The 25281-nt window shown below is 69.3% G+C and carries 21 protein-coding genes; 5 read left to right on the forward strand and 16 right to left on the reverse strand.

Annotation, left to right across the window (positions count from 1 at the left end; genetic code table 11):
* The first annotated feature begins 95 nt into the window (after positions 1-95).
* From GNX95_RS10445 to GNX95_RS10465, 5 genes are all read left to right on the forward strand, one after another.
* The gene (locus GNX95_RS10445) at positions 96-1220 is read left to right on the forward strand and encodes an amidohydrolase family protein (protein WP_222853496.1); all 1125 of its coding nucleotides are present in this window, start codon (positions 96-98) and stop codon (positions 1218-1220) included.
* Positions 1217-2377 (forward strand): M20 metallopeptidase family protein, encoded by a 1161-nt coding sequence (locus GNX95_RS10450; protein WP_163506897.1) that lies wholly within the window; start codon positions 1217-1219, stop codon positions 2375-2377. The genes GNX95_RS10445 and GNX95_RS10450 overlap by 4 nt, the downstream gene beginning before the upstream one ends.
* Complete coding sequence (locus GNX95_RS10455) at positions 2374-3708, forward strand: type I glutamate--ammonia ligase (protein ID WP_163506898.1); 1335 nt, start codon at positions 2374-2376, stop codon at positions 3706-3708. Before GNX95_RS10450 ends, GNX95_RS10455 begins: the two co-directional genes overlap by 4 nt.
* Positions 3709-3880: 172 nt before the next feature.
* Entirely contained in the window at positions 3881-5194 is a 1314-nt protein-coding gene (locus GNX95_RS10460; protein WP_163506899.1) for an MFS transporter, read from the forward strand.
* 106 nt (positions 5195-5300) lie between these two features.
* Entirely contained in the window at positions 5301-6014 is a 714-nt protein-coding gene (locus GNX95_RS10465; protein WP_163506900.1) for a DUF2306 domain-containing protein, read from the forward strand.
* On the opposite strand, the gene GNX95_RS10470 is transcribed toward GNX95_RS10465, so the two are convergent.
* The 16 genes from GNX95_RS10470 to GNX95_RS10545 form a co-directional block, all read right to left on the reverse strand.
* Positions 5975-6613 (reverse strand): prepilin peptidase, encoded by a 639-nt coding sequence (locus tag GNX95_RS10470; protein WP_163506901.1) that lies wholly within the window; start codon positions 6611-6613, stop codon positions 5975-5977. The genes GNX95_RS10465 and GNX95_RS10470 overlap by 40 nt on opposite strands.
* Before the next feature lie 9 nt (positions 6614-6622).
* Positions 6623-7426 carry a shikimate dehydrogenase gene (locus GNX95_RS10475; RefSeq protein WP_163506902.1) on the reverse strand — a complete coding sequence of 268 codons (804 nt, stop codon included), beginning with the start codon at positions 7424-7426 and terminating at the stop codon, positions 6623-6625.
* Entirely contained in the window at positions 7426-8607 is a 1182-nt protein-coding gene (gene mltG, locus GNX95_RS10480; protein WP_163506903.1) for an endolytic transglycosylase MltG, read from the reverse strand. The genes GNX95_RS10475 and mltG overlap by 1 nt, the downstream gene beginning before the upstream one ends.
* Positions 8600-9112 (reverse strand): Holliday junction resolvase RuvX, encoded by a 513-nt coding sequence (gene ruvX, locus GNX95_RS10485; protein ID WP_163506904.1) that lies wholly within the window; start codon positions 9110-9112, stop codon positions 8600-8602. The genes mltG and ruvX overlap by 8 nt, the downstream gene beginning before the upstream one ends.
* Positions 9113-9114: 2 nt before the next feature.
* Positions 9115-11787, reverse strand: coding sequence for an alanine--tRNA ligase (alaS, locus tag GNX95_RS10490; protein ID WP_163506905.1), 2673 nt, complete (start codon positions 11785-11787; stop codon positions 9115-9117).
* Positions 11787-12113: a hypothetical protein gene (locus tag GNX95_RS10495; RefSeq protein WP_187369618.1), complete on the reverse strand. Its 327-nt coding sequence runs from the start codon at positions 12111-12113 to the stop codon at positions 11787-11789. Before GNX95_RS10495 ends, alaS begins: the two co-directional genes overlap by 1 nt.
* A gap of 34 nt (positions 12114-12147) precedes the next feature.
* On the reverse strand, positions 12148-12600 hold the full coding sequence (locus tag GNX95_RS10500) for a DUF948 domain-containing protein (protein WP_222853497.1): 453 nt from the start codon (positions 12598-12600) through the stop codon (positions 12148-12150).
* 69 nt (positions 12601-12669) lie between these two features.
* Entirely contained in the window at positions 12670-14232 is a 1563-nt protein-coding gene (locus tag GNX95_RS10505) for a hypothetical protein (RefSeq protein ID WP_163506906.1), read from the reverse strand.
* 705 nt (positions 14233-14937) lie between these two features.
* Complete coding sequence (locus tag GNX95_RS10510; RefSeq protein ID WP_246281565.1) at positions 14938-16269, reverse strand: replication-associated recombination protein A; 1332 nt, start codon at positions 16267-16269, stop codon at positions 14938-14940.
* A 44-nt stretch (positions 16270-16313) separates the two neighbouring features.
* On the reverse strand, positions 16314-18227 hold the full coding sequence (locus GNX95_RS10515) for an N-acetylmuramoyl-L-alanine amidase (protein WP_163506907.1): 1914 nt from the start codon (positions 18225-18227) through the stop codon (positions 16314-16316).
* A 121-nt stretch (positions 18228-18348) separates the two neighbouring features.
* Entirely contained in the window at positions 18349-19332 is a 984-nt protein-coding gene (locus GNX95_RS10520; RefSeq protein ID WP_163506908.1) for an iron-siderophore ABC transporter substrate-binding protein, read from the reverse strand.
* A gap of 104 nt (positions 19333-19436) precedes the next feature.
* Complete coding sequence (gene aspS, locus GNX95_RS10525) at positions 19437-21194, reverse strand: aspartate--tRNA ligase (protein ID WP_163506909.1); 1758 nt, start codon at positions 21192-21194, stop codon at positions 19437-19439.
* A gap of 148 nt (positions 21195-21342) precedes the next feature.
* Positions 21343-22680: a sialidase family protein gene (locus tag GNX95_RS10530; RefSeq protein ID WP_163506910.1), complete on the reverse strand. Its 1338-nt coding sequence runs from the start codon at positions 22678-22680 to the stop codon at positions 21343-21345.
* Complete coding sequence (locus tag GNX95_RS10535; RefSeq protein ID WP_163506911.1) at positions 22677-23216, reverse strand: RNA polymerase sigma factor; 540 nt, start codon at positions 23214-23216, stop codon at positions 22677-22679. The genes GNX95_RS10530 and GNX95_RS10535 overlap by 4 nt, the downstream gene beginning before the upstream one ends.
* Positions 23217-23289: 73 nt before the next feature.
* The gene (locus GNX95_RS10540) at positions 23290-24585 is read right to left on the reverse strand and encodes a WD40/YVTN/BNR-like repeat-containing protein (protein ID WP_163506912.1); all 1296 of its coding nucleotides are present in this window, start codon (positions 24583-24585) and stop codon (positions 23290-23292) included.
* Positions 24582-25187, reverse strand: a complete 606-nt coding sequence (locus tag GNX95_RS10545; protein ID WP_163506913.1) for an RNA polymerase sigma factor — start codon at positions 25185-25187, stop codon at positions 24582-24584. Before GNX95_RS10545 ends, GNX95_RS10540 begins: the two co-directional genes overlap by 4 nt.
* Positions 25188-25281 lie beyond the last annotated feature (94 nt).

Genomic DNA, 25281 nt, shown 5'->3' on the forward strand with positions numbered 1-25281 from the left:
GCGCGACCACCGCAGGCATGGTGGCCATGCGACCATCCCGCCGTCATGCGTTGGCCGTATGAACTTGGCCACAGGGCACCAGGCAAGATGGTGGCGTGACCCCGAATGAGCTGATCGAGCAGGTCATGGGCCTTCCGCTCATCGACCACCACTGCCACGGCGTGACCACCGAGGATCTCGACCGCGACGCATTCGAACTGCTCGCGACCGAGTCCGACTGGCCGGCGCCGGCTGGTACGTCGGCCTTCGACAGTCCGTTCGGCATCACCGTCAGGGCCGAGTGCGCGCCGCTGCTCGACCTGCCGCGGCATGCCGGCGCCGACGACTACCTGGCGCGGCGGCGTGAGCTCGGCGGCGCCGAGGTGACCGCGCGGCTGCTCAAGAACACCGGAATCTCCACCTATCTGGTGGAAACCGGCTATCGCGCCGACGAGATCCTCGGCTCGCGGGAGCTGGCCTCGGCCGGCGGCGCGCGGGCCGCCGAGGTCGTACGACTGGAGAGCATCGCCGAGCAGGTGGCGGCGACCGGCGTGACGGCCGGCCTGTTCGCCGACGAGGTGGCCGCGGCGATCAACGCGGCACTGGAAGACGCGGTCGGCGCGAAGAGCATCGCCGGCTACCGGATCGGCCTCGACTTCGACCCGAGCCGTCCGACACACACCGAGGTGAGCACGGCGGCGGCCGAGTGGCTGCGGCCGTATCCGCGGCGGCTCGACCATCCGGTGCTGATCCGCCACCTGCTGTGGACCGCGGTCGACGCCGGCAAACCGATCCAGCTGCACACCGGCCACGGCGACGCCGACGCGGTGTTGCACCGCGCAGATCCGAGCCTGCTCAGCGGTTTCCTGCGGGCAACGCGCGAGTCCGGCGTGTCGATCATGCTGCTGCACTGCTATCCGTATCTGCGCGAAGCCGGTGCGCTCGCACAGGTCTATCCGCACGTGTACGTCGACAACGGCCTCGGCGTCAACTACACCGGCCCCGGCTCACTCTCGGTCATCCGCGCGTCGATGGAGATGACGCCGTTCGGAAAGCTGTTGTTTTCCTCCGACGCCTTCGGGCTGCCGGAGCTGTACGCCTGCGGCGCGTTGCTGTGGCGGCGCGGCACGGCTCGCGTTTTGGCTGACTGGCTCGAAAATGACGCGATCTCGGCGAAGGACGCGTTGCGCTATGCGGAAATGATCGCCTATCGCAACGCCGAACGGGTCTACGGCCTGTGACCGGTTGGGACGAGGCACTCACCGCCGAGCTGCCGCAAGCCGTTGAACTGCGCCGAAAACTGCATCGGGATCCGCATGTCGGCGGTGACGAACATCCAACCGCGGCCGTCGTCGCCGCGGCGATCGGATCGCCGGACGCGCCGGCCGTCGCCGAAGGCCGGATCATCCGCATCGGTCCGGCAACCGGACCGGCGATCGCCGTTCGCGCCGAGCTCGACGCGTTGCCGATCCAGGAGCGTACGAGTGTGCCGTGGGCCTCGACGAACGGCGCGATGCACGCGTGCGGTCATGACGTACATCTCGCCGCGTTGACGGCTTTCGCCCGTGCGGCTGGAAAAGTCGAGCTGCCGTACGCGCTGCTCGCGGTGCTGCAGCCGCGCGAGGAGAGCTTTCCGCTTGGCGCCAAGGATGTCGTCGACTCCGCCGAGCTGGCCCGGCACGACGTACGCGCGATGATCGGCGCACACGTCCAGCCGCGCGTCCGTTTCGGTGAAGTTGCCGCGACACCAGGACCGGTGAACGCGTCCTTCGACACGGTCACGATCACCGTCACCGGCCGGGGCGGCCACGCGGCGTACCCGCAGGACGCCCGCGACCCCATCGTGGCCGCCGCCGCGATCGTGCTTGCGCTGCAACAGATCGTGTCGCGGCGTACGGACCCGTTGGCGCCGACCGTGCTCACCATCGGCGCGATCAACGGCGGCCACGCTGCCAACGTCATCCCGGAGACCGCCGTGCTGCGTGCCTCCCTGCGGACCTTCACCCAAAGCGAGCGCGAGCGGTTGCTCGGTCTCATCGAGTCGATCGCCACGTCGACGGCTGCCGCGTACGGCTGCACCGCCGCCGCGAGCGACGAGCTCGGCGAGCCGGTGCTGGACAACGATCCGGAGCTGACCGAGCTGGTCTGGCCGGAGCTGGCAACGGCCGGCCTGCGGCTGTCGGATCCCCTGCGCTCCTGCGGCTCCGACGACTTTTCCTTCTATTGCGAGCGTTTTCCGTCGCTGATGATGTTCGTCGGCACCCGCACGGGCGGTTTCGACGTGCAGCCGAGCCTGCACTCGCCGACGTTCCTGCCGGTCGAGGAAACGATCGGCCTGGTCGCCAAGTCGATGCTGGCCGGCTATTTGGGGGCCTGTCGGCTAATCTCCCGGTCATGAGCGATGCGGTGATCGAGCGGTTGCGTGACCAGGGATTGCGCCTGCTGGCCACGACTTTCGTGTGCAACGCCGGAGTCGTACGGACCAAGGCGGTGCCGGCCGCGCGACTGGAGGCACTGGCCACCAACGGCGTCGGCATGTCGCCGGTGATGGCCGTGATGGCGGCCGACGGCGGCATCACTTCGGGCGGTGGCTATGGCGGGCCGGTCGGCGACATGCGGCTGTTTCCGGACTGGGACGCCGCCGTGGTGATCGATCCGGACACCGGCATCGGCTGGGCTCCGGCCGACCAGCTTTCCCAGGAGCTGGAGCCGATGTCGTGCTGTTCACGGTCGGCACTGCGGCGGGTGGTCCAGGCGGCGAGCGCCGACTACCAGATGGCGTTCGAGCTGGAATTCACCGTCTTCGACGCAGAAGGCGACGATCCGCCGGTCGCACACCACGGCCCCGCCTATGGTGGCGTCCCGCTGTTTTCGTTGGAAGACCTGTGCATCGACATCATTGAGGCACTGGACCGGGTCGGGATCGCGGTCGACCAGATCCATCCGGAATACGGGCCTGGCCAGATCGAGCTGTCGGTTGCGGCCACCACACCGGTCGCCGCCGTCGACCGCTATGTGCTGACGCGTCTGGTCGTACGCCGCGTGGCGCAGGAACACGGCCTTGCCGTGTCGTACGCTCCGCTGACCGTGCCGGACGCCGTCGGCAACGGCGCGCACGTGCACCTTTCCGCTTGGAAAGACGGCAAAAACCTGCTCGGTGGCGGCGCGGGACCGCACGGACTGACCACCGAGGGCACGCATCTGGTCGGTGGCGTCGTCGCCGGCCTGCCCGAAGCGGTCGGCCTGCTTGCCTCCGGCGTGCTGAGCTACGAACGGCTGCTGCCGAGCCGGTGGGCCGCGCCGTGGGCCACCTGGGGGCTGGAAAACCGCGAGTCGGCCGTACGCCTGGTGCAGGGCACCAAAACAGCGCGGCCGGACTCGGCCAACGTCGAGGTGAAGGTCGTGGACGGCTCGGCCAACCCGTATCTGGCCGCCGCCGCACTCGTCGCGCTCGCCGAGCGCGGCATGGCCTCGATGACAGCGCTGCCAGAGCCGGTGACCGCGGACCCGGCCGCGTTGTCCGACGCCGAGCGCGCGCAGCGCGGAATCCGCAGACTTCCCACGGATCTCGGCTCCGCGCTGGACGAACTGCAGTTTTCCACGTTTTTCTCGGAAACTCTGTCGCCGGAGCTGCTCGGATCGTTCATCGCCGTACGCCGCTATGAACACGACACCTACGGCGCGCGGCCGGTCGCCGACCGCATTCGCGCATTCCGCTGGGTGTACTGAAGTTACTGTTCGCGGTCGCTCTGCGAGGCAGCCGACAGCCGAATTTCGTTGACCTGCCGCGGTCATTTCCGCACAGAATTTTTAGCTATGTCCTCACAAATATGACACAGGGCATGTGACCCGGACCACAGGACGCTTGACGGCGTGCTCACCCGGACGGAACGGTCGAGCAATGCCGCGTTCCAGTGGGAAAGCCGGTTGGGTCCTGTTCCTGTTGTTCGTGTTCGGCGCGATCAACTTCGCGGACAAAGGCGTCCTCGGTCTGGCCGCGGCTCCGCTGATGGCCGAGTTACGACTGTCGGCGGCGCAGTACGGTTTCATCGCCAGCAGCTTCTATCTGCTGTTCATCGTCTCGGCCGTACTCGTCGGATTCGCCGGCAACCGGATGTCCAGCAGCCGGTTGCTGGTCGCGATCGCGGTGATCTGGGCCGTCGCGCAGCTGCCGATCCTGTTGCCGGCGGCCGGTTTCACCGTGCTGGTCGCCACCCGGATCCTGCTCGGCGTCGGCGAGGGGCCGGTGCCGTCGCTGATGAACCACACCGTTTTCACCTGGTATCCGCCGCGCGCGCGGCCGCTGCCGGTCGCGCTCGTCGCCTGCGGATCGGCCGCCGGCATCGTCTTCGGAGCGCCGGTGCTCGAGCTCGCGATCGTGCACCTCGGCTGGCGGTCGGCCTTCGGCATCCTCGGCGTACTCGGCCTGATCTGGGCGGTGCTGTGGCTGGCCATCGGACGCACCGGCGGCCACAACGCCGACGCGCGACCGGCCGACCCCGGCGACGACGGCCCGTCCGAGCAGCGCCAGCCATACTGGCGACTGCTGCTCAACGGTACGTTCCTCGGCGGCACGTTCGCCGGCTTCACCGTCTACTGGAACCTGGCCACCGCGCTCGCCTTCCTGCCACTTTTCCTCAACGAAGTCGTCCATCTGACACCGACCGCGGTGAGCCTGGCGGTGGGCCTGCCGAGTGGCACGTCGATCGTGCTCGTCATCGTGGCCGGCGCGCTGTCGCAGCAGCTGATCCGGCACGCGTTCTCGCGCCGCATCGCGCACGGCCTGGTCGGCGCCGCCGGGCCGCTGGTCGCCGGCGTCGCGATGCTGGTCATGACGCGACTGTCCGCCGTGCCAGCGATCCTGGTGGCGGTGGCGCTCGCGTTTTCGGCCGGAAACCTGCAACTTCCGTTGAGCAACGCGGCCATCGCCGACGTCGTGCCACCGCGCCAGCGCGCCGCCGTGCTCGGCATCTGGTATGCCGGCGTCTCGATGGCCAGCATCCTCTCGCCGTACGTGACCGGCCTGATCATCGACGCGGCACCATCGCGAGCCGTCGGCTATCAGCAGGCCTTCGGCCTCGCCGGCATCCTGATGGTGGTCGGCGGCGTCGTCGCCGCGCTGGTCGTCAAGCCGGACCGCGACGCCTTCCGCCTGCGGATGCTCGTCGGCGCCTCTCCCCTCCACGTCCGCACCGCCAACGCACCCAACCCCTGACCGGCCGTCACTCCTGAGAGGGAACGGAGGCGATACCTGAGCGGGTACGCCGAACGGCCCCGCACGCGGGACGCGTCAGCGGTTCGGTGGCGGGCACCATCTGCGCATGGTCGCACTTCAGGAATCCGTCCAGTTGCCGGCGAAACGACCGAAGAAGCGGCAGGGATGGTGGCTGTTGCCGCTCGCCGTGGTGGTGCTGGCGACGCTCGCCTACATGCTTCAGCCGTACGTCCCGCCAGACATGCAGCACAGCCGGATCACGCCGCGCAGCGGCCCGCATTTCTGCCTGCTGGTGGCACACATCGGCACGGCGGCGATCGCGACGATCACCGGACTGCTGCAGTTTTGGCCGTGGCTGCGCAACAACCACCCCAAAACACACCGGTGGACCGGCCGCGCGTATTTCTTCGTCGGCGTCTTTCCATCGACGATCCTGGCGATCCCGGTGGCCGCGCTCAGCGTTTTCGGTGCGGCGAACATGGCCGCGTTGTACGCCTTCGACATTTGTTGGCTGGTCACGGCAATCGCCGGCTATCGCGCGGCTCGCCAGCGGCGCTTCGCCGACCACCGCCGCTGGATGATCCGGAATTACGCGGTCACGCTCGGCTCGGTGTTCTCCCGGTTCTGGCAGCCGGTCGTGGCCTTCGCGGTGATTTCCATGGCGGACACCGACATCTATCGCGGCAGCGAGGTGGCGATCGCGCACGACATCGCGAGCGGCAGCGCCTGGCTCGGCCTGGTGGTCAACCTCATCGTCGCCGAGGCCTACATCCAACGCCGTTACGGCATCCCCAAGCGCACCAGGACATCGGTCGCGTAGAAGGCGGTCAACGCACCGGCGAACATGAAAGGGCCGAACGGAATGCGCGTACGGCGCCCGACGATCCGCACCAGCATGAGCACACCGCTGATCAGGCCGCCGTAAACGAAGCACAGCACCAAACCGGCGACCAGCGTCGGCCAGCCAAACCAGCCGAGCGCGAGACCGAGGACGCCGGCCAGCTTCACATCCCCCAGACCCATCCCCCGGATCGCGCACAACAAGGCGAAAACCACCAGAGCCACGAGCATCGCCAGCGCCGCGCGACCCAACGACGCCCAGTCGGCACGGACGTACGCGACACCGGCCAGCCACAGCCCGGCGACAGCGTACGACGGCAACGTCACGACATTTGGCAGGCGGTGCTCGGCGATGTCCACAATGGACAGTACGACCGCGAGCCAGGAAACGAAGCAGACCAGGAAAAGCTCCGCCGACAGTCCCATCCGCCAGCCGGCAAGACCGAACAGCAGGCCGGTCACCACTTCCGGCAACCACCAGACCAGACGCTCCGGCGAGGAAGTCGTACGCGCGACGACCAGGCGACCGGCGTAACCGGCCGCGACACCACACAGTCCACAAAGGACTATCAGGAGCACGTGGTCAGCCTACTTGCGCAGCGCCGACCGCATCGGCTCCAGCGGACCCGGCTCGCCGGTCATCAAGGTGACCTGGTGGACGGCCTGGTGCAGCAACAGGTCCAGGCCGGAAAGCACGGCACCGCCGGACTTCCGCGCCGCCAAGGCAAAAGGCGTCGGCCACGGATCATAGAGCGCGTCCAGCACCACGTCGGCGCGTACGGCCACGTCGGCCAGCGAGTCGGCGGCGGCCTTCGGGACCGTCGAGATGACCAGGTCGGCATCGAGACCGGAGGCGAGCGACGACCACGAGCTCAGCTCGACGCCGATGCCGACCCGCTCCGCGGTGTGCAGCAGATCGGCGGCACGCGACGGGTCACGCACGTAGGTCCGCACCTCGTCGCAGCCGAGCTCGCGCAACGCCGCGAGCGCGGCCTGGGCCGTGCCGCCGGCCCCCAGCAGCGACGCCGACTCGAAGGTCCGCTCAGCCGCGGCCTCGCGTACGGCATCGACAATGCCGAGGACATCGGTGTTGTCCGCATGCCAGCCAGCCTCGCGCGGCACCAGCGTGTTCGCCGCGCCGACCGCGGCCGCACGCTCCGACCGCGACGACGACAGCCGCAGCGCCTCGCGTTTGAGCGGCATCGTCACCGAGAAACCGGCCCACTCCGGACCGCAGCCGGCCAGCAGTGGCGCCAGTCCCGGTTCGTCGCACTCGATCCGGTCGTACGTCCAGCCGTCGAGGCCGAGCGCCGCGTACGCCGCCGTGTGCAACACCGGCGACAGCGAGTGCCGCACTGGCGACCCCAGCACCGCACACCGCCGGCCGGTCACTAAGGGATCGCTCCGTTCGCCTTCGCCTTGCGGATGTTGTTCTGATGCTCGGCGTAGGTGGCGGCGAACGCGGAGTTGCCCTGCTTGTCGATCACGACGAAGAAATACCACGGGCCCGGTGTCGGGTTGATCGCCGCGACCAGCGCCGCCTGGTCGGGGTTGCCGATCGGCGTCGGCGGCAGGCCCTTGTGCTTGTACGTGCTGTACGGGTCTGCGGCGTTCTCCTTCTCCGCCTGGCTCGGGTTGCCGGTCGGTGCGTTGGACCGGAACTGGCGGCCGTAGACCGTCGTGGAGTCCATCTGCAGCAGGCCGTACGTCGCACCCGCGTTGTGGTCGATCCGGTTGTAGATGACCTGCGAGATCTTGCCGTAGTCCGACGGGATGCCCTCGCCGATGATCAGCGACGCGATCTTGAGCACGTCGTACGGCTGCTTGCCCAGCTGCTGTGACTTCGCGACGAAGTTGATGTCGTTGAGGATCTTCATGGTCTGGCCGACCATCTTCTTCAGCGCGGTGGTCGCCGTGTCACCGGGCTCCAGCGTGTACGTCTCGGGATGCAGGAAGCCCTCGAGCTTGCCGCCGGCCCAGTCCGGCAGGCCGATGGCCGCGGGGTTCTTGGCCGCGTCGTTGAGCTGGTCGACGGTGATCTTGGTGTTCTCCGCGATCTTCTGGAACGCACGCTTCACCGTCATGCCGGGTGTCACGATGAACGTCAGCTGCAGGCGGCTGGACGGATCGAGCAGCAGCGCGACCGCGTCGGTCGCCTTCATGTGCAGTTTCAGCTGGTACGTGCCGGGTTGCAGCCTGCTGGAGCGGCTGTCCGCCTCGGCCGCGTTGGTGAACGCGCGTACGCTCTTCACCACGCCTTTGCTGACCAGCGTGGCACCCACCTGGCGGAGCGTCTGGCCGTCGGTGACCTGGATCGTCACCTTGCCGTCGCCGGGACCGTCGTAGTCCTCGCCGTAGATGTACGAGCGCACCACACTGCCGCCGTACCACAGACCGCCGCCGAGCACGCCGAGGATGACGACCACGATCAGCGCGGTGACGACGTTGCGGCCTTTGCCGCGCGGCCGGCGGTGCTTGGAGCGTGGCCGGCGTCCGCGCGGCGGCTTGGCGCCGGCGTAGGCGTCGCGCTCGTCCTCGTCGCCGAACGGCAGGCCGACCAGGTCCTCACTCATCGACCGCTCCACCCTGCCGGCTCGCGCGCGCGTCCAGCCACGACTGCAGAATCACCACGGCCGCCGCCTGGTCGACAACCGCGCGCTGTCGCTGACCCCGAACACCACGAGAAGACAGCGTACGGGTCGCGGACACGGTCGACAGCCTCTCATCCACGAAGTCGACCCGAACAGGCGCCACCCGGCTGGCCAGATCGGCGCCGTACGCGCGCGCCGCCTCGGCCGCCGTGCCTTCGGCGCCGGACAGGTGGCGAGGCAACCCCACCAGCACCTGTACGGCGCCGCGTTCGGCCACCAGCTCGGCGAGCCGCGCCAGGTCGGAACCGTCGCCGGATCGACGCAGGGTCACCAACGGACTGGCCAGGATGCCGTCGCGGTCACTGACCGCCACGCCGACCCGCACGGAGCCGACGTCGACGGCGATCCGTACGCCCGGCCCGGGATCCCGCGCCGGCTTGCGTCGCGGCTTGCGCGGACGCACGGTCTCGCCGGTGCCATCCGGCACGGTCAGGTCGCTCCTCGCGCCGCCGCGAGCTGGCGCAGGCTGTCCAGAACCGGCCGCAGCTGGTCGGCCGCGACGCCACCGCCCTGCGCCAGGTCGGCGTTGCCGCCGCCCTTGCCACCGAGCGCGCCGCGGACCAGGTCGGCCGCGGACAGGCCACTGTCCTTGGCCGCCTTGGTGATCGCGACGACCAGCGAAGCCTTGCCGTCGGTCGCACCGGCCACCGCCACCACGCCGGGACGGCCCGGGTCGAGCCGGCCGCGAATCTCCTGCGCGAGCTTGCGGATGTCGCCGCCGCCGGTGCCTTCTGGAGTCTCGGTGGCGACGTACGCGACGCCGTCGAGATCCTCGGCGCCGGACGCGAGCTCACCGGCGCTGGACAGGACCGCTGCCGCGCGCATCCGCGCCAGCTCCTTCTCGGCGTCGCGCAGCCGGGTCACCATCGACTCGACCCGGTCGGCGACGTTGTCGCGCGGCGACTTGAGGATCTCGGCGAGCTGGCTGACCAGGTCGCGTTCCTTGGCCAGATAACGGAAGGCCTCGATGCCGACGACCGCCTCCACGCGGCGCGACGACGAGCCGACCGACGACTCGCCGGTCAGCACCAGCGGACCGATCTGCGAGCTGGACTGCACGTGCGTGCCACCGCAGAGCTCGATCGACCACTGGCCCGGACCGATCTGCACGACCCGCACCTTCTCCGGGTTGTACGTCTCGCCGAACAGCGCGATCGCGCCGATCTCCCGGGCCTCGGTGAGCGGCATGTACGTCGCGCTCACCGGCAGGTCGCGGCGTACGGCCAGGTTGGCCACGTCCTCGATGTCGTGCCGGGACCGCTGGTCCAGCGCGCCCTTCCAGGCGAAGTCGAGCCGCAGATAGCCAGGCCGGTTGTACGAGCCGGACTGCAGCGCCGACGGGCCGAGCACCTGCCGCAACGCGGCGTGCATGACATGCGTGCCGGAGTGCGCCTGGCAGGCGCCGAGCCGCCACTCCGGGTCGACCTTGGCGCGTACGGCCGCGTCGACCGTCAGCTCGCCGTCGGTGATCCGGACCTGGTGCACGACCAGTCCGCGCAGTGGCCGCTGCACGTCCAGCACCTCGGCCGAGCCGCCGTCCCACTCGATGACGCCGGCGTCGGCGTTCTGGCCGCCCGACTCGGCGTAGAGCGGCGTACGGTCCAGGATCAGCTGGACGATCTCACCCTGGCCAGCGGCCGGCACACCGTCGGCGCCGCTGATCAGCGCCAGCACCTTCGACTCGGTCTCCAGCGTGGTGTAGGCCTGCCAGTCGGTCGGACCGTGCTGGTCGAGCACCGCGCGCAACAGCGAGGTGTCGGCGTGACCGGTCTTCTTCGCGCGAGCGTCGGCGCGAGCGCGCTCACGCTGCTCGGTCATCAGCCGGCGGAAGCCGTCCTCGTCGACCTTGAGGCCCTGTTCCTCGGCCATCTCCAGGGTGAGGTCGATCGGGAAGCCGTACGTGTCGTGCAGCTTGAACGCGTCGCCGCCGGACAGCTGCTTGCCGCCGGCCTTCTTCGTGGTCTCCACGGCGGTGTCCAGGATCGTGGTGCCGGCCGCGAGCGTCCGGCGGAACGCGTCCTCCTCGCCGTAGGCGATCTGCGAGATCCGGTCGAAGCCGGTCTCCAGCTCCGGATAGGACGCCTTCATCAGGTCCTTGGAGATCGGCAGCAGCTCCGGCAGCGCCGGCTTGTCATATCCGAGCAGCCGCATCGCGCGTACGGACCGGCGCAGCAACCGGCGCAGCACATAGCCGCGGCCCTCGTTGCCGGGGCTCACGCCGTCACCGATCAGCATCAGCCCGGAGCGCACGTGGTCGGCGATGACGCGCAGGTGCACGTCGTTGGTGTGGTCCTTCCCGTACGTGCAGCCGGCCAGCTCGGCGGCGCGTTGCAGCACCGGATAGACCTCGTCGATCTCGTACAGGTTGTCGACGCCCTGCAGCAGGTACGCGGCGCGCTCCAGGCCCATGCCGGTGTCGATGTTCCTGGCCGGCAGCTCGCCGAGGATCTCGTAGTCCTCCTTGCCGCTGCCTTCGCCGCGCTCGTACTGCATGAAGACCAGGTTCCAGATCTCCAGGAACCGGTCCTCGTCGACCACCGGACCGCCGTCCGGGCCGTACTCGGCGCCGCGGTCGATGTAGATCTCCGAGCAGGGGCCACACGGGCCGGGGATCCCCATCGACCAGAAGTTGTCCGCCTTGCCGCGCCGCTGGATGCGCTCCTCCGGCAGGCCGGCGATCTTCTTCCACAGGTCGGAGGCCTCGTCGTCGTCCAGATAGACGGTGACCCAGATCCGGTCCGGATCGAAACCGAGGCCGCCGGCGTCCTGGCTGCCGGTGATCAGCTCCCAGGCGTGCTCGATGGCGCCTTCCTTGAAGTAGTCGCCGAACGAGAAGTTGCCGTTCATCTGGAAGAAGGTGCCATGCCGGGTGGTCTTGCCGACCTCGTCGATGTCGCCCGTACGGATGCACTTCTGCACGCTGGTGGCGCGCGTATAGGGCGGGGTCTGCTGGCCGAGGAAGTACGGCTTGAACTGGACCATGCCGGCGTTGACGAACAGCAGGTTGGGGTCGTCCAGGATCAGGCTCGCCGACGGCACCTCGGTGTGGCCGCGCTGGACGAAGTGGTCCAGGAAGCGGCGGCGGATCTCCGCGGTACGCATCAGCGCCGGCCGCCGTTCTTCGGCGTGCCGTTGTTCTGGGTGCCGTTGTTCTGGGCGCGGTAGTTCTGGGTGCCGTCGTTCTGGCCGAGCACGTCGTCCAGGTCGACCTCGCCGGCCAGCGCTGCCAGCAGCTCGTCCTCGCGCTCGGACATGCCGTCGCGTACCTCGTCGACGAAGTCGCGGACGCTGTCCAGCATGCCGGTCACCGAGTCGCGGGCCCCCTCGGCCAGGCCGCGCGGAGTGTAGGACTCCGCGGTCTTGGTCAGCTTGCGCACGATCAGCGCTCCGACCGCGATCCCGATCCCCAACCAGATGAGCCGCCGCATGGTCCTGTTTCCTTCTCTCATATCGCCTTTACCGCTATCGCGAGCGACGCGCGCGCCGCGCGGCCTTCTTCTCGGCCTTGATGCGCGCGGTCGCCTCCCTCTGCAATTCTGCGTCGCGCCGGCTGGCGATGGCTTGCCGCACCCCGTACGTCACCGCCGCGACCCGCACCAGCGGACCGCCGACGGTCGACGCGAACAACGTCGTCATGGCCGCCGCGTTGGTGGTGACCTGCTGGACGTGCGTGGTCATCACGTCGACCTTGACCAGCTGGCCGTTCACCCCCACCAGGGTCTCATTGACGCCGTCGATCGTCGTGTTGATGTTGGCGAGGGTGGGGCCCAGGCCGTCGGCGACCTGGGTGAGCGCTCGAGTGGCCTGGTCCACCGTACGGCCAAGCTTGAGCAACGGCACCGCGATCGCGCCGACGAGCAACAGGAAGGCGATTGCCGCGATGAGTCCGGCGATCTCACCGAACGTGATCTGCACGGGTCGTCACACCCTTTCTCCGACCTCTAACCTGCGCTGGTTAGAGTGCAAACCCTATCGTGATGCCGATTACGGCCCGTGCCGGGTCACTGCCGTGTCCGGCTCGGGTGATCTTGGTCCGGTCGGCTGCGGAGCATCCCCGAGGGTGATCTGGAGCCTGTGCAGGTGCGTGAGTTGGAGCGCCGCGAGCACCACGAGCGCGAGGACACCCAGCGGCGCGGCCAGCCACAGACTGACCGGGTCGATGCGCGACACGTACTGCTGCGCACCGGCGATCGCGTTCACCGCACCGGTCCACACCTTCTGGTCGGAGCCGACCAATAGCGGCCACACGGTGGCGACCGACTCCACCAGCCAGCTGATCATCCACACCGCCGCGGCCGCCGGCAGCGCAGGCACGATGACCGTACCGAACAGGTCGCCACCGGAACGCGCGCGTTGACCGGCGAAAAGCAGCGTGAAGAAGACCAGCGCCGGCACGTTGACCAGCACCGGTGAGATCAGGCCGATCCAGGTGTTGAGGCTGCCGACGGCGTGCGCGATCTGGAAGTCGGCGACACTGAGCGGTGCGGCGGTGACGAACAACCACGGCGCGAACGGGATCAGCAGCAGCTCGCTGAAGCGGCCGAGCGGCCGCAGCCCGCCGATGCCGAAGCCGCCGAGGAAGGCCAGTCCGACCTGGACAGTAGCCGACAGGAACGACGGACCGATCGTGTTCAGCAGAGTGAGAAACGGGTTCGTCACCGGATGGCCGCCACCGAAACTGGCGATGATCCACGGCAGTTGCGCGACCACGACGACCAACACGGCGGCCGCGACGGCGATGTAACCGACTGTCTTGCGGCCGGAGGCCGCCGCCTCACCGACTGAGATCCGCATCCGGCTGGCCAGGATCAGCGCGAGAGCGCCGATGCCGAGCAGGCCGAGCACGACGCCGAGGGCGGTCGCCGGCACGGCTGCCGCGCCGAACTGGTAATACACCACGCTCGTACGGAAAATCAGCGCCGCCGGCGTCGTCGGACCCGACCGGCCGCCGAAGACATAGCCGAAGGTGAAGCTCTGCAGGACGTACGCGAGCGTCGCGATGGCGGCCAAGCCGGCCACCAGCAGCACGGCGCGCGGTCCGGGGCTACGCAGCGCGGCCAGGCTCGCCAGGCCGCCGATGCCGAGGAGTGCCGCGACGCTCGCGATCGCGGTCACGAGCACGATCGCCAGCAGTCCGCCACCGAGAAATCCGAGCGTGGCCAGCAGCGACGCGGAAAACGCGGCCGGTGCGAAGGAGGCGATGCCGACGCAGAAGGCGATGCGTACGATGCGCTGGCCGCCGGCGCCTGACCGCTGCGCTCCGGCCGCGGCCAGCGGCGCGACCACCGCGACAACGATCACCGGGACGATCGCCACGGCCACTCCCGCGGCGAGCGACAACAGCGTGTCCGGCAGCAGCTGGCCGTAGTTCGTCAGGCCGGCGAAGCTCGGCCGGCTCAGCGCGTTGTTGCGCTCGAAGCTGGTGATCACCGTCAGCAATGACGGCAGGACGAGCGTCAACAGCCACGCCAGGCCGGCCGGTGCGAGCATCGCGAGCGCAACCATCCGGACAGCCGGCGACGCACGGGTCACGGTCGGGTTCGTCACGCGTGCAGTGTGCCACCGTCACGCACCTGTGCTCGCTGCCAGCAAGCCTCGCTGGTCGGTCACTTGGCGGCAGCACCTCGCGGTCGCTCGTCAGGTCAGTCAAATGCGCCTCAGGGTCTGTGAATTCTCGGTGGCTGGGTATGTTTCATTGCGTTTGGAGTAGTTGGGGCTTCCCTGATTGTTGCGTTGGGGGTGGCTTCGCCTTCGCGGCGGGCGACCTCAAGGGGGAGGGCGCGGGGTTCCGCTGTTGCTTCAAACCGGACATACGTGTGGCAAGAGGGCTGTCTCGCGTCGAGTGCCGGGATTTTCGCCGCGTTGGACGTCCAACGGCGCTGAAAGTACGGCAGCCGGCGAGATTGACGTGCCGTGGAGCGCTAAATGTCCATATTTGGTGTCTTGTTAAACATGTATTACAGCGCGAGTGGCGTATCTGACACCACTCGGCGTCGAATGGGGCCAAAAAAAATACCGCACTCGACGAACCGGACCATATTGCCGTGTCGCGGCTAGCAGTTTCGAAGTCCCACGTGGATGAGAGTAGAGATCCAAACGTCGTCTGGCGGTGCGGCGGGACCGCCCGGCCTGTGGCAGCGCCACGTGGGCCGTTTCGCCGTGCCGTCAGGCGGCCCGAGACAGATGTGACAGCGGCTCGGCTATCGCCGCGGTGGGACTTCGAAACAGGCCCTAGCGTCCCGACTCGGGACACTAGTCCTCGCCGCGGATGACCTTGCGGAGTTTGGGCAGCCGGTCGGCGATCTCGGACTCGCGGCCGCGGCGCGTCGGCTCGTAGTAATCGACGCCGACGAGGTCGTCCGGCGCGTACTGTTGCCGCGCCACACCGGCGGATTCGTTGTGCGGATAGACATAACCCTCGCCGTGGCCATGCCGCTTGGCGCCGGCGTAGTGCGCGTCGCGGAGGGCCGGCGGCACGGCGCCTGTCTTGCCGGCGCGTACGTCCGCGGTCGCCGCACCGATCGCCGTGGTGACGGCGTTGGACTTCGGTGCGGTGGCAAGGTGTACGACGCCGTGCGCGAGGTTGAGCTGTGCCTCCGGCAGTCCGACCAACTGTACGGTCTGCGCAACCGCGACCGCCGTCTGCAGCGCGGTCGGGTCGGCCATGCCGATGTCCTCGCTGGCGAAGATCATCAGCCGCCGCGCGATGAACCGCGGGTCCTCCCCCGCGACCAGCATCCGTGCCAGCCAGTGCAGCGCCGCGTCCACATCCGACCCGCGCATGCTCTTGATGAACGCCGAAACGATGTCGTAATGCTGGTCGCCGTCACGGTCGTATTTCACCGCGGCGGTGTCGACCGCCTTCTCCGCGACCTCCAGGTCGATCTCGGCTTTTCCCAGCGCCAGAGCCGATCCGGCGGCGGCTTCCAGTGTCGTGAGCGCGCGCCGCGCGTCGCCGCCGGCAAGGCGGACGAGGTGATCGCGCGCCTGCGCGGAGATCGTCACCGCGTTGTTCAGCCCGCGCTGATCGGTGAGGGCGCGGTCGAGAACATCACCGATGTCGTCGTCAGTGAGCGCCTGCAATGTCAGCAGCAGCGACCGGGAAAGCAACGGCGACACCACGGAAAACGACGGGTTCTCGGTGGTGGCGGCCATCAGCGTGACCGTACGGTCCTCGACCGCGCCGAGCAGCGAATCCTGCTGTGTCTTGGAAAACCGGTGCACCTCGTCGATGAACAGCACCGTCTGCTTGCCGTTGAATCCCAGCTCGCGCTTGGCGCTCTCGATGACCGCGCGCACCTCCTTGACGCCGGCGTTGAGCGCCGACAGCGCCGCGAACCGCCGGCTGGTCGCGGCGGAGACGATCTGCGCGATCGTCGTCTTGCCGCTGCCGGGCGGACCCCACAGGATCACCGACAGCGGCGCGTCGCCCTCCACCAACCGCCGCAACGGCGAGCCGGGATGCAACAGGTGCCGCTGGCCGATCAGCTCGTCGAGAGTGCGCGGCCGCATCCGTACGGCCAGCGGTGCCACCTTCGCCGCCGCGTCCTCGGCGGCCGAGTCGAACAGGCTTTCGGGTTCCACGCCACGAGCCTACGTGGTGGCGTGGAACCCGTCCCGCGTCACCGCTAACCGACGGTGAACCGCACGTCCGCGGCCTTCACATAGCCGACCCGGTGGCCGAGCTGGATCTCGTAGAACACCGTCTTCCCGCGTACGACGGTGTGGTCCAGCGGCAGCGACTTGTCGATGGTCGGGGCGTAGTAGTACTCGGTCGGACCGACGCCGCCGAAGGCGTACTTCTGGCCGGCGAGCAGCTTGTACTGCAGCGGCGACACGGTGTTCGGCGGGATCTCGGCCGGATACTCGCTGGCGTCGGGATAGGCGCCGCCGTAGACCGGGATCGAGGCCAGGCCCGGTTTCGGCGTCACCAACACGGCGTGCGTGGACACGGTCGCGGGTGCCTGGCGGCTGTCCCGGAACCATCCCTCGAAGCCGTCGTACCAGATCGCCGTCCAGTCGCCGCGGCGCTCGGCCACCGCGTAGATCTGGCCGGTGCTGACCTTGTCACCCCAGTCGCAGTGCCTGGTGGTGCCGGGGCTGCCGTCCGGATGCAGCGCCGGGTCGGAGATCAGCGGCGCGCTGTCGGACGGTGCCGTGTGCAGCTGGACGGTCGAGGTGCCGGTGCCGGGGATCGGTACGCTCGGACCGGTGTCCGGACAGGACATCAGCGGTTCGGTCCGCCGGTCCGACGGCAGGATCATGACCACCGACGAGCGGCCGTGGCCCCAGCCGCGCAGCGGCGCGCCGAGCAGGTCGAAGTAGTGCTGCCAGTCCCAGTACGCCGCCGGGTCCCAGTGCATGCCGGCCACGCCGCGCTGCGTCAGGCTCGGCACATTGTCGTGGCCGATGATGTGCTGGCGGTCCAGCGGGATGCCATAGCGCTGCGCCAGATAGCGCACCAGCCGCGACGACGACCGATACAGCTCCTCGGTGTACCAACTGCCGCCGGCGTCGGCGTAGCCCTCGTGCTCGATGCCGACCGAGTGCGTGTTGACGTACCAGTTGCCGGCCTGCCAGGCCACGTCCTTCGTACGCACCATCTGCGTCACGTGACCGTCGGCCGACCGCAACACATAATGCGCGGAGGTGAATTTCAGCGGGTTCTGGAAGATCGCGATCGAGTCCGCGTACGTCTCTTCGGTGTCGTGGATGACGACCGTGTTGATCCGGTTGGTGCGCGGCCGGTCGGCGGTGTCGTAGTTGCCGTAGTTGCCCTTGTCGGTGCCGTCGCCGTTGAGCTTGTACGCGGCCGGCTGGAAGTCGCAGCCGAGCCGGGCCGGGCAGTCGGTGCCGGGCTGGTTGGGCGCGCCCTGCGCCGCGACGGAGCGATCGGCGGCGAGCGTGATGGTCTGCCCCTCGGCGGTCGTACGACTGGCGCCGGTGCGAATCACGTCGAAGACGTCCGCGGCGTAGGAGTCGCTGCCGGTGACGGCCTTGACCGCCGGATACCAGCCGGCGACCGACGACGGCAGCGTGCCGTGGCCGAGCTGCCTGGCCTGCGCGGCCAGCACCGCCGCACCGCCGAGCAGGTTCTGGCGTGCGTCCGTGCGCAACGTGCTCGCCGGCACGTGCAGCAGGCTCGCGGCGCGCGGCAGCGTGTCGTCCTTGGCCGCGGTCGGCACTGCCTTGGTGGTGGCCGCCGGCGCCGTGGCCGGACGACTGGTGTCGCCGCGCGCGTCGTCGCCGAAGTCACCCTTGTGCGTACGCGCGTAGTCGGCGCGCAGCGTTGTCATGTCGGTGAGGTGCATCGGTCCGTAGCCGCCGGCGGTCGACGGCTTGCCGGCGTGGCTGTCCCATTGCGACGCCAGATAGGACACCGCAAGCAGCACCGGCTCCGGCACTCCGGACGCGGCCGACGCGGTCGCGAAGTCGGCCTGCGACACGCCGTTCGCGGCGGCCGTCACCGGCGAGGCCGCCACCAGACCGGCACCGACCAGCAGCGCGGTGACGGCGCTGGCCCCAACCTGTCGTATCGACACGAAGACTCCCCTCTGTGAGCTGAGGGAACGCTAGCGGGTGACGGCCGTACTTGTCTCTAGTCTTCGGTCATTAAAAACTTCGTGGCGGCGATTGACGGCAAGGAATTACCAACCTCAGTCGTCAGTGGAGCGCGGCCGCCATTTTCGGCACGAGGCGGTCCAAAGCGTACGGAATGCTCAGCACGTCGTTGCAGGACATGGCCAATCCCTCGTCCTGCAGGCTCAACCGGATCACCGCCTTGCGCCTGGCCACATTGAGACCGTTGAAAATCTGGTCGGTGTCGACGGCTTTCGCGGACGTCGCGTCGAAAGAGATGATCACCACCAGGTCGGCCTCCATCAGGTCGGCCTTCTCGCGGCTGATCGGCACGGTGAACCGGCTGGTGCCGAGCGCGTCGACCCTCGGCGCCGGCTTCAGTCCCAGTGCCGCCATGAACTGCATGCGGCCGTCCTGACGGGTGTAGGCGTTGTATGTGCCGGCCGCGGCGCTGTAGACCGACGCAACGACCACGGTCTTGCCGGCGAACGCCAGATTCGCCTTCCTGGCTTGGGAAAACCGGTCGTTGACGCCGGCCACCAGCCCGTCGGCGCGCGACTGCTGCCACAGCGCGGTCGCGATCGCCCGCGCCTGTTTGTCCCACGGCACACCCCAGTCGATGTAGCCGGCCGGCGCGGCGACCACCGGCGCGAGCTGGCTGAGCTTGTCGTAGCGGTCCTTGGTGAGGTCGTTCTGCACCGCCAGGATGAGATCCGGCCGCAGCTTGGCGACGCCTTCGAGGCTGATGTCGCTGGTGCCGTTGACGTACAGCTGCGGCCGCGCCCTGCCGAGCTGCCTCTCGGCCCACGGTCCGACGCCGGTCGGCGTACCGACGAAGTTGGCGATCGACACCGGCGTGACGCCGAGCTCGAGCGCGACGTCGTGGTCCGTGGTGCCGAGCGAGACGACGCGCCGCGGCTTTCTGGCGACCGTGGTGATGCCGAACTTGTGCCGGATCCGCACGCCGTCCGCCGCGGCACCGCCGGTCTGACCCGAACCGCACGCCGTCAGACCGAGCAGTCCCGCGCCACCGAGGCCGGCCAGCACCGTACGCCTGTCGATCGCCATCATCCCTCCATCCACTAAGGCAAGCCTCACCTTAGCTTTCGTGGATGGACGGCGACAGGTCCCCCGCACGCATCACGAGAGGAGCAGGCGGAAGACCGTACGGCCTATTCCGGCTTGGCGTCGATGCCGGCTTCCTTGCGCTGTTGCGCGGTGATCGGCGCCGGAGCACCGGTCAGCGGGTCGAAACCGCCGCCGGTCTTCGGAAACGCGATCACGTCCCGGATCGAGTCCGAGCCGGCCAGCAGCGCGGTGATCCGGTCCCAGCCGAAGGCGATGCCGCCGTGCGGCGGCGGGCCGTACTGGAAGGCGTCGAGCAGGAAGCCGAACTTCTCCTGCGCCTCGTCCTCACCCAGACCCATGATCTCGAAGACCCGCTTCTGCACGTCGCGGTTGTGGATACGGATGGAGCCGCCGCCGATCTCGTTGCCGTTGCAGACGATGTCGTACGCGTAGGCCAGCGCGTTGCCGGGGTCCTTGTCGAAGGAGTCGATCCACTCCGGCTTCGGCGAGGTGAAGGCGTGGTGCACGGCGGTCCACTTGCCGCTGCCGACCGCCACGTCGCCGGCGCTGACCGCGGCCTCGGCCGGCTCGAACAGCGGCGCGTCGACGACCCACACGAACGACCAGGCACTCTCGTCGATCAGGCCGAGGCGGTGACCGATCTCGACCCGCGCCGCGCCAAGCAGAGCGCGCGCCGACGACGGGTCGCCGGCGCCGAAGAAGACCGCGTCGCCGACCTGCGCACCGGTGGCCGCGGCCAGGCCGGCGCGCTCGGACTCGGACAGGTTCTTGGCGACCGGACCGCCGAGCGTGCCGTCCTCCAGGAACGTCACGTACGCCAGGCCGCGCGCACCGCGCTGCTTGGCCCACTCCTGCCACGCGTCGAACTGCCGCCGCGGCAGCGAGGCACCGCCGGCCATCACCACGGAACCGACGTACGGCGCCTGGAAGACCCGGAACGGCGTCTGCGCGAAGTACGCCGTCATGTCGGTCAGCTCCAGGCCAAACCGCAGGTCCGGCTTGTCGGTGCCATAGCGGCTCATGGCGTCCGCGTACGTGATCCGCGGGATCGGCGTCAGCACCTCGTGGCCGATCAGCCGCCACAGCGCGGCCAGCAGCTCCTCGGTGAGCGCGATGACGTCGTCCTGCTCCACGAAGGACATCTCGATGTCCAGCTGGGTGAACTCCGGCTGCCGGTCGGCGCGGAAGTCCTCGTCGCGATAGCACCGCGCGATCTGGTAATAGCGCTCCATGCCACCGACCATCAGCAGCTGCTTGAACAGCTGCGGCGACTGCGGCAGCGCATACCAGGAGCCCGGCCGCAGCCGTGCCGGCACCACGAAGTCGCGCGCGCCTTCCGGCGTCGAGCGGGTCATCGTCGGCGTCTCGATCTCGACGAAGTCGTGCCGGTGCAACACCTCGCGGGCCGTACGGCTGACCTCGCTGCGCAGCCGGATCGCGCGTCCCGGCGCGGTGCGGCGCAGGTCGAGATAGCGGTATTTCAGCCGTACGTCCTCGCCGACGTCGACGTGGTCGTCGATCTGGAACGGCAGCGGCGCCGCCTCCGACAGCACCTCCAACTCGTCGGCGATGACCTCGATCGCGCCGGTCGGGATAGCGTCGTTGGCATTGCCTTCCGGCCGCTCGGCAACCTGGCCGGTGACCTTGATGCAGTATTCGTTGCGGAGGTTGTGCGCCACCTCCTCGTCGCGCACCACCACCTGCGCGACGCCGGACGCGTCCCGCAGGTCGAGGAAGGCCACCCCGCCGTGGTCGCGGCGGCGCGCGACCCAGCCGGCCAGCGTCACGGTCTGGCCGGCGTGCGACGAGCGCAGCGTGCCGGCCTCATGCGTACGTATCACGAGAACTCCTGTTGTCTTGGCATGGTCGATGGTCAGTTGCGACTACCGACCGGTATCTCGCGTACGCACGACTCCCCCTCGACACACAAAGCGACGGACCGGTCCATGGTACGGACCGGCCCGTCACCGCCACGAACTGGTTTCGGCGTCAGTCCGGCATCGGCAGCCGCCTCCAGTGCAGGCCGTCCGCGGACAGCAGATAACGGCCGGGCTCGGCCACCGTCGAACTGCCGAGGACCACGATCACGTAGCCGTCGCGGCTGTTGCCGGAGATGTCACCGGAACCGGCCAGGCCGTCCAGCGACGGCAGGTCGGCGACCCTGGCAAACGTACGTCCGCCGTCGGTCGACCGGCCGACGGCCCAGCCGCCGCCGACTGCCGTGGTGCCGCGCAGGCCGCTCGCCGTACCGACCAGGCTGCCGTCCGGCAGCACGACCACGTTCTGGATCTCGAACGCGCCGGTCGCCGGCACGCGCGGACCCCAGGTCCGGCCTCCGTCGGTGCTGGTGCGGATGCCGAGCGGCACGACGGCGCCGTCGGTGGTCGGCTTGCCGTCGGCGTCCTCGCGTCGCGCGTCCGGTCCACCGAGCAGGTAGACGGTCCGTCCGTCCCTGGTCGCGACCTCCTGGTATCCGTTGCTGAGCTTGTCGTCGACGGTCGACGGCGACCAGGTGGCGCCGCGGTCGTGGCTGACCGCGATGCTGGTGACCCCCTGCGAGGGATTTCCGATGGCCCAGATCGACGCGTCCGGCGTGGTCTTCACGATGAACGGTGAGTTGCCCGGCTGCGTACGCAGCGGATGGTCGACGCCGGTGGCCGGGTCGACCGCGTCCACGGTCCTGGCATCCGGCTGGCCGATCCGCACTCGCAGGCGCCATCCGGCCGGTGCCACCGCCACCGGAGCACCGACGGCCAGGATCGGATCGCGGTTGTGCGGATCCGATTTCGGCACCGGCGCGCCGCCGGCACCGGCCGTCTTCCAGCTGGCACCGTTGTCCGTGGTGATCATCGAACCGATCACGACGCTGGTCGGACCAACCACCTGGATCGGCGGGAACAGCGCCTGGCCCGCGCCGGTGACCGGGTCCTCGCGGGACGGTGGCGGCGACGCTTTCGCGGCCGCCTGCCGAAGCTGGTCAGGCAGCTGCCTCCAGGACCAGTGCGCGCCTGCGTCGGTGCTCAACGCCAGCTCGTAGTCGCCGCGCTTCGACCTCATCACCGCGTACGCGCGGTGGCCGTCCGGCACCGCCATCGCCAGGACCCCGCCGTCGGCCGGCGACGCCGGCTGGCTGACGATCCGCTGCGTGCCGTAGAGGCCGCCGGCGAGGAGCAGCACCGCACTCACCGCGGCCGCGGCGCCGACGACTCGGCCGCGCACGCTCCGGCGGCGCGCGAGAGCACGCAGTTCGGCGGCTGACGCCAGCGGCACCGCGTGGATGACGTGCGTACGGATGTCCCTGACCTGCTGGTCGTTGATCGGGCTCATCCGGTCCTCCCGATGTAGGCGGTCTTCGAATCGTCGGAACCGCTCGGCCTTTCGTCGCTGAGCAGGCCGGCCAGTGCCTCGCGGCCGCGGCTGAGCCGCGACTTCACCGTGCCGGCCGGCGTCCTGAGGCAGACGGCGATCTCCTCGACGCTCATGTCGGCGAAATAGTGCAGCGCGATCGCCTCGCGCTGTCCGGACGGCAGCTTGGAGACCGCGGTGAGCACCGCGACCCGGTCCGGCGCGAGCCCGGGTACCGCCGGATCCGGCGGGATCCGGCGTAACAGCACGCCAAGTCTTCGGTGCCGGCGATAACGGCCGCGCGCGATGTTGATCGTCACCGTGCGCATCCACGCGACCGGGTTGTCGGCGTTGGCCACCCGCGACGGACGCTGGAAGGCCTTCACGAAGGCCTCCTGCACCGCGTCCTGAGCGTCGGCCAGGTCGCCGGTCAGCGCGTACGCGGCGAGCACCAGCTGGCCACTGGCCTCGCGATACAGCCGCTCAACCGCCTCGACGGCGGGCTCTGCTTCGACCATCCAAACCCCCATGTGGTGGCGAGTCGTCATCCCACCGATGCACGAGAGTCCGGCGCGGGTTCCATCCGCCTTTCTACAGAGCGACCGGCGGCACCGGAGCGGCCGTCCAGGACCGGCCGTCCGGCGAGAACAGGGCCTGCGGGTTGAGCCGGTCGACCGTCGCGGCCGGGCGCTCCGGCGACGACGGGTCGGCGCCCGACAGGATGACCGCGTAGCCACCACCGACCGTCGTGGTCAGTCCGCTCAGCGCCGCTGGCACCAACGCCGCCTGCCCCACCGGCCGGAACGTACGGCCACCGTCCTCGCTCCGCACCAGCGTCCCGGCCATGACCTGCTTCCCGCCGGCTGACAGCTGGCGATCGCCGAGCAGGCCGATCAGCGTACGGTTGTCGGCCAGCAACTCCAACGCGGTCAGCGCCTGCGCGGTGGACGCCACATACGTCCAGTGCTGGCCGTAGTCGTGAGTGGTGTAGAGCTTCGAGCCGTCGGCCAGGTCGTCGCTGGCGTCGACCGCGACGTAGCCGACCGAGCCGTCGTACGTGGCGACCGCTCCGGTGCGCATCGGCGTGTCCGGTCGCGGTGTGAAGTCGCGCCAGGTGCGACCGCGGTCGCGGCTGACCCACACGGTGGCCGGGTTGCCGCTGGCCTTGCCGCCGTACGGCCCGAAGCCCCACAGCGAGCCGTCGGTGGCCGACACCGCGTCGTATCCGCCGTTCTGCACGGACAGGTGCTGGCCGCCGAACTCGTGCTCGACTCCGGTCGCCGGATCGGTCGCGGTCAAACCCTTGGTCTGCACACCGGGCCCGACGACCCAGGCCGGCGGCTGCGTCGGCACCGGATCGGCCAGCGAGTAGTCGACCTTCTGCCACGACCGGCCCATGTCCTTGGTGACCACGTCGGTGTCCTTGTTGAGCTGCGAGACCCGTACGGTCGTCGCGGTCAGCACGGTCATCCTGGTGACCGCCGAGAACGCCACGATCGGCACCTGGTAGCCGGTCCACTCGACGCCGCCGCTGCTGGTCACCGCGAGCACCCAGCTCCGCTCGGCGTTGGAGCGTCCCAGCGCGTAGGTGATCTGCCGGTCGACCGGGACGACCTGCTCCAGCTGTACGGTCCGGTCGAGCGTGACGGCCGCGGCCACGTCACGCGGCTGGCCGGCCGCCAGCGAGTGCCGCACCTGCGGCACCGACCAACCGGCCAACCCCACCACGGCCAGCACGGCCACAAACAGCGTCGACATCGCATAGTGCCGATGCCGTCGCCGCCGGCGGCCCAATGCGCGTACCGCCGGCAGCTCCGGAAGCGCCCCCCGCTCCACCACGCCGGCCCGCACACCGGCGAAGCCGTCCTCCAGGTCCAACCGCCTCACCTGCCGGCCCCCTCCACCAACAACCGTGTCTCCGGTACGGCGCGCTCGACCGGTGGCCGCATGGTGCCGGCCGCCGTCCCGATGTCGATCCCCTGTTCGCGCATCAGCTTCGCGAGCGCCTGCCGTCCCCTGTGCAGCCGCGATTTCACCACGTTGACCGAGACCTTGAGCGTCCTGGCCACGTCTTCCAGGGAGAAGTCCGCGAGATAGAAGAGCGCGATCACCTCGCGCTGCGCCTGCGGCAGCCGCCGCACCGTCTCGACCAGCACGATCCGGTCCGGGTCGGCCGCCGGCACCTCGCTGTCCGGCGCCGGCACGCGCCGCAGCAACACGTTGAGCCGCTGCTTGCGGCGAAACCGGCTGCGCGCGATGTTCAGCGTCACGATCCGCATCCAGGCCACCGGGTTGTCGGCCCTGGCGACCTGGCCGGGACGCGCGAAGGCGCGGACGAACGCCTCCTGCACCGCGTCCTCGGCCTCGGCCAGGTCGCCGGTCAGCGCGTACGCGGCCACCAGCAGCTGCCGGGAGCACTCCCGGTAGAGCCGCTCAACGACCGCTTCGGCCCCGTACTCGCCGGTTGAGGCGCCGTCACGCTCGTCCAAGCCTGAACCCCCGTTCGGGTGCCGGACCTCCCTCTCACAGACTTGACGTTTGAGCAGCCGGCACGGGTTACGGCCGGCGCCGAAAATTTTCCGG

The sequence above is a fragment of the Fodinicola acaciae genome (assembly GCF_010993745.1).
In the GTDB taxonomy this organism is placed as follows: Bacteria; Actinomycetota; Actinomycetes; order Mycobacteriales; family HKI-0501; genus Fodinicola; species Fodinicola acaciae.

What these genes read in the sequence shown, in the direction of transcription:
- GNX95_RS10455 (WP_163506898.1), top strand. Translation starts at nt 2,374, where the DNA reads ATGAGCGATGCGGTGATCGAGCGGTTGCGTGACCAGGGATTGCGCCTG.
- GNX95_RS10460 (WP_163506899.1), top strand. Translation starts at nt 3,881, where the DNA reads ATGCCGCGTTCCAGTGGGAAAGCCGGTTGGGTCCTGTTCCTGTTGTTC.
- GNX95_RS10465 (WP_163506900.1), top strand. Translation starts at nt 5,301, where the DNA reads ATGGTCGCACTTCAGGAATCCGTCCAGTTGCCGGCGAAACGACCGAAG.
- mltG (WP_163506903.1), bottom strand. Translation starts at nt 8,607, where the DNA reads ATGAGTGAGGACCTGGTCGGCCTGCCGTTCGGCGACGAGGACGAGCGC.
- alaS (WP_163506905.1), bottom strand. Translation starts at nt 11,787, where the DNA reads ATGCGTACCGCGGAGATCCGCCGCCGCTTCCTGGACCACTTCGTCCAG.
- GNX95_RS10495 (WP_187369618.1), bottom strand. Translation starts at nt 12,113, where the DNA reads ATGCGGCGGCTCATCTGGTTGGGGATCGGGATCGCGGTCGGAGCGCTG.
- GNX95_RS10520 (WP_163506908.1), bottom strand. Translation starts at nt 19,332, where the DNA reads ATGGCGATCGACAGGCGTACGGTGCTGGCCGGCCTCGGTGGCGCGGGA.
- GNX95_RS10530 (WP_163506910.1), bottom strand. Translation starts at nt 22,680, where the DNA reads ATGAGCCCGATCAACGACCAGCAGGTCAGGGACATCCGTACGCACGTC.
- GNX95_RS10535 (WP_163506911.1), bottom strand. Translation starts at nt 23,216, where the DNA reads ATGGTCGAAGCAGAGCCCGCCGTCGAGGCGGTTGAGCGGCTGTATCGC.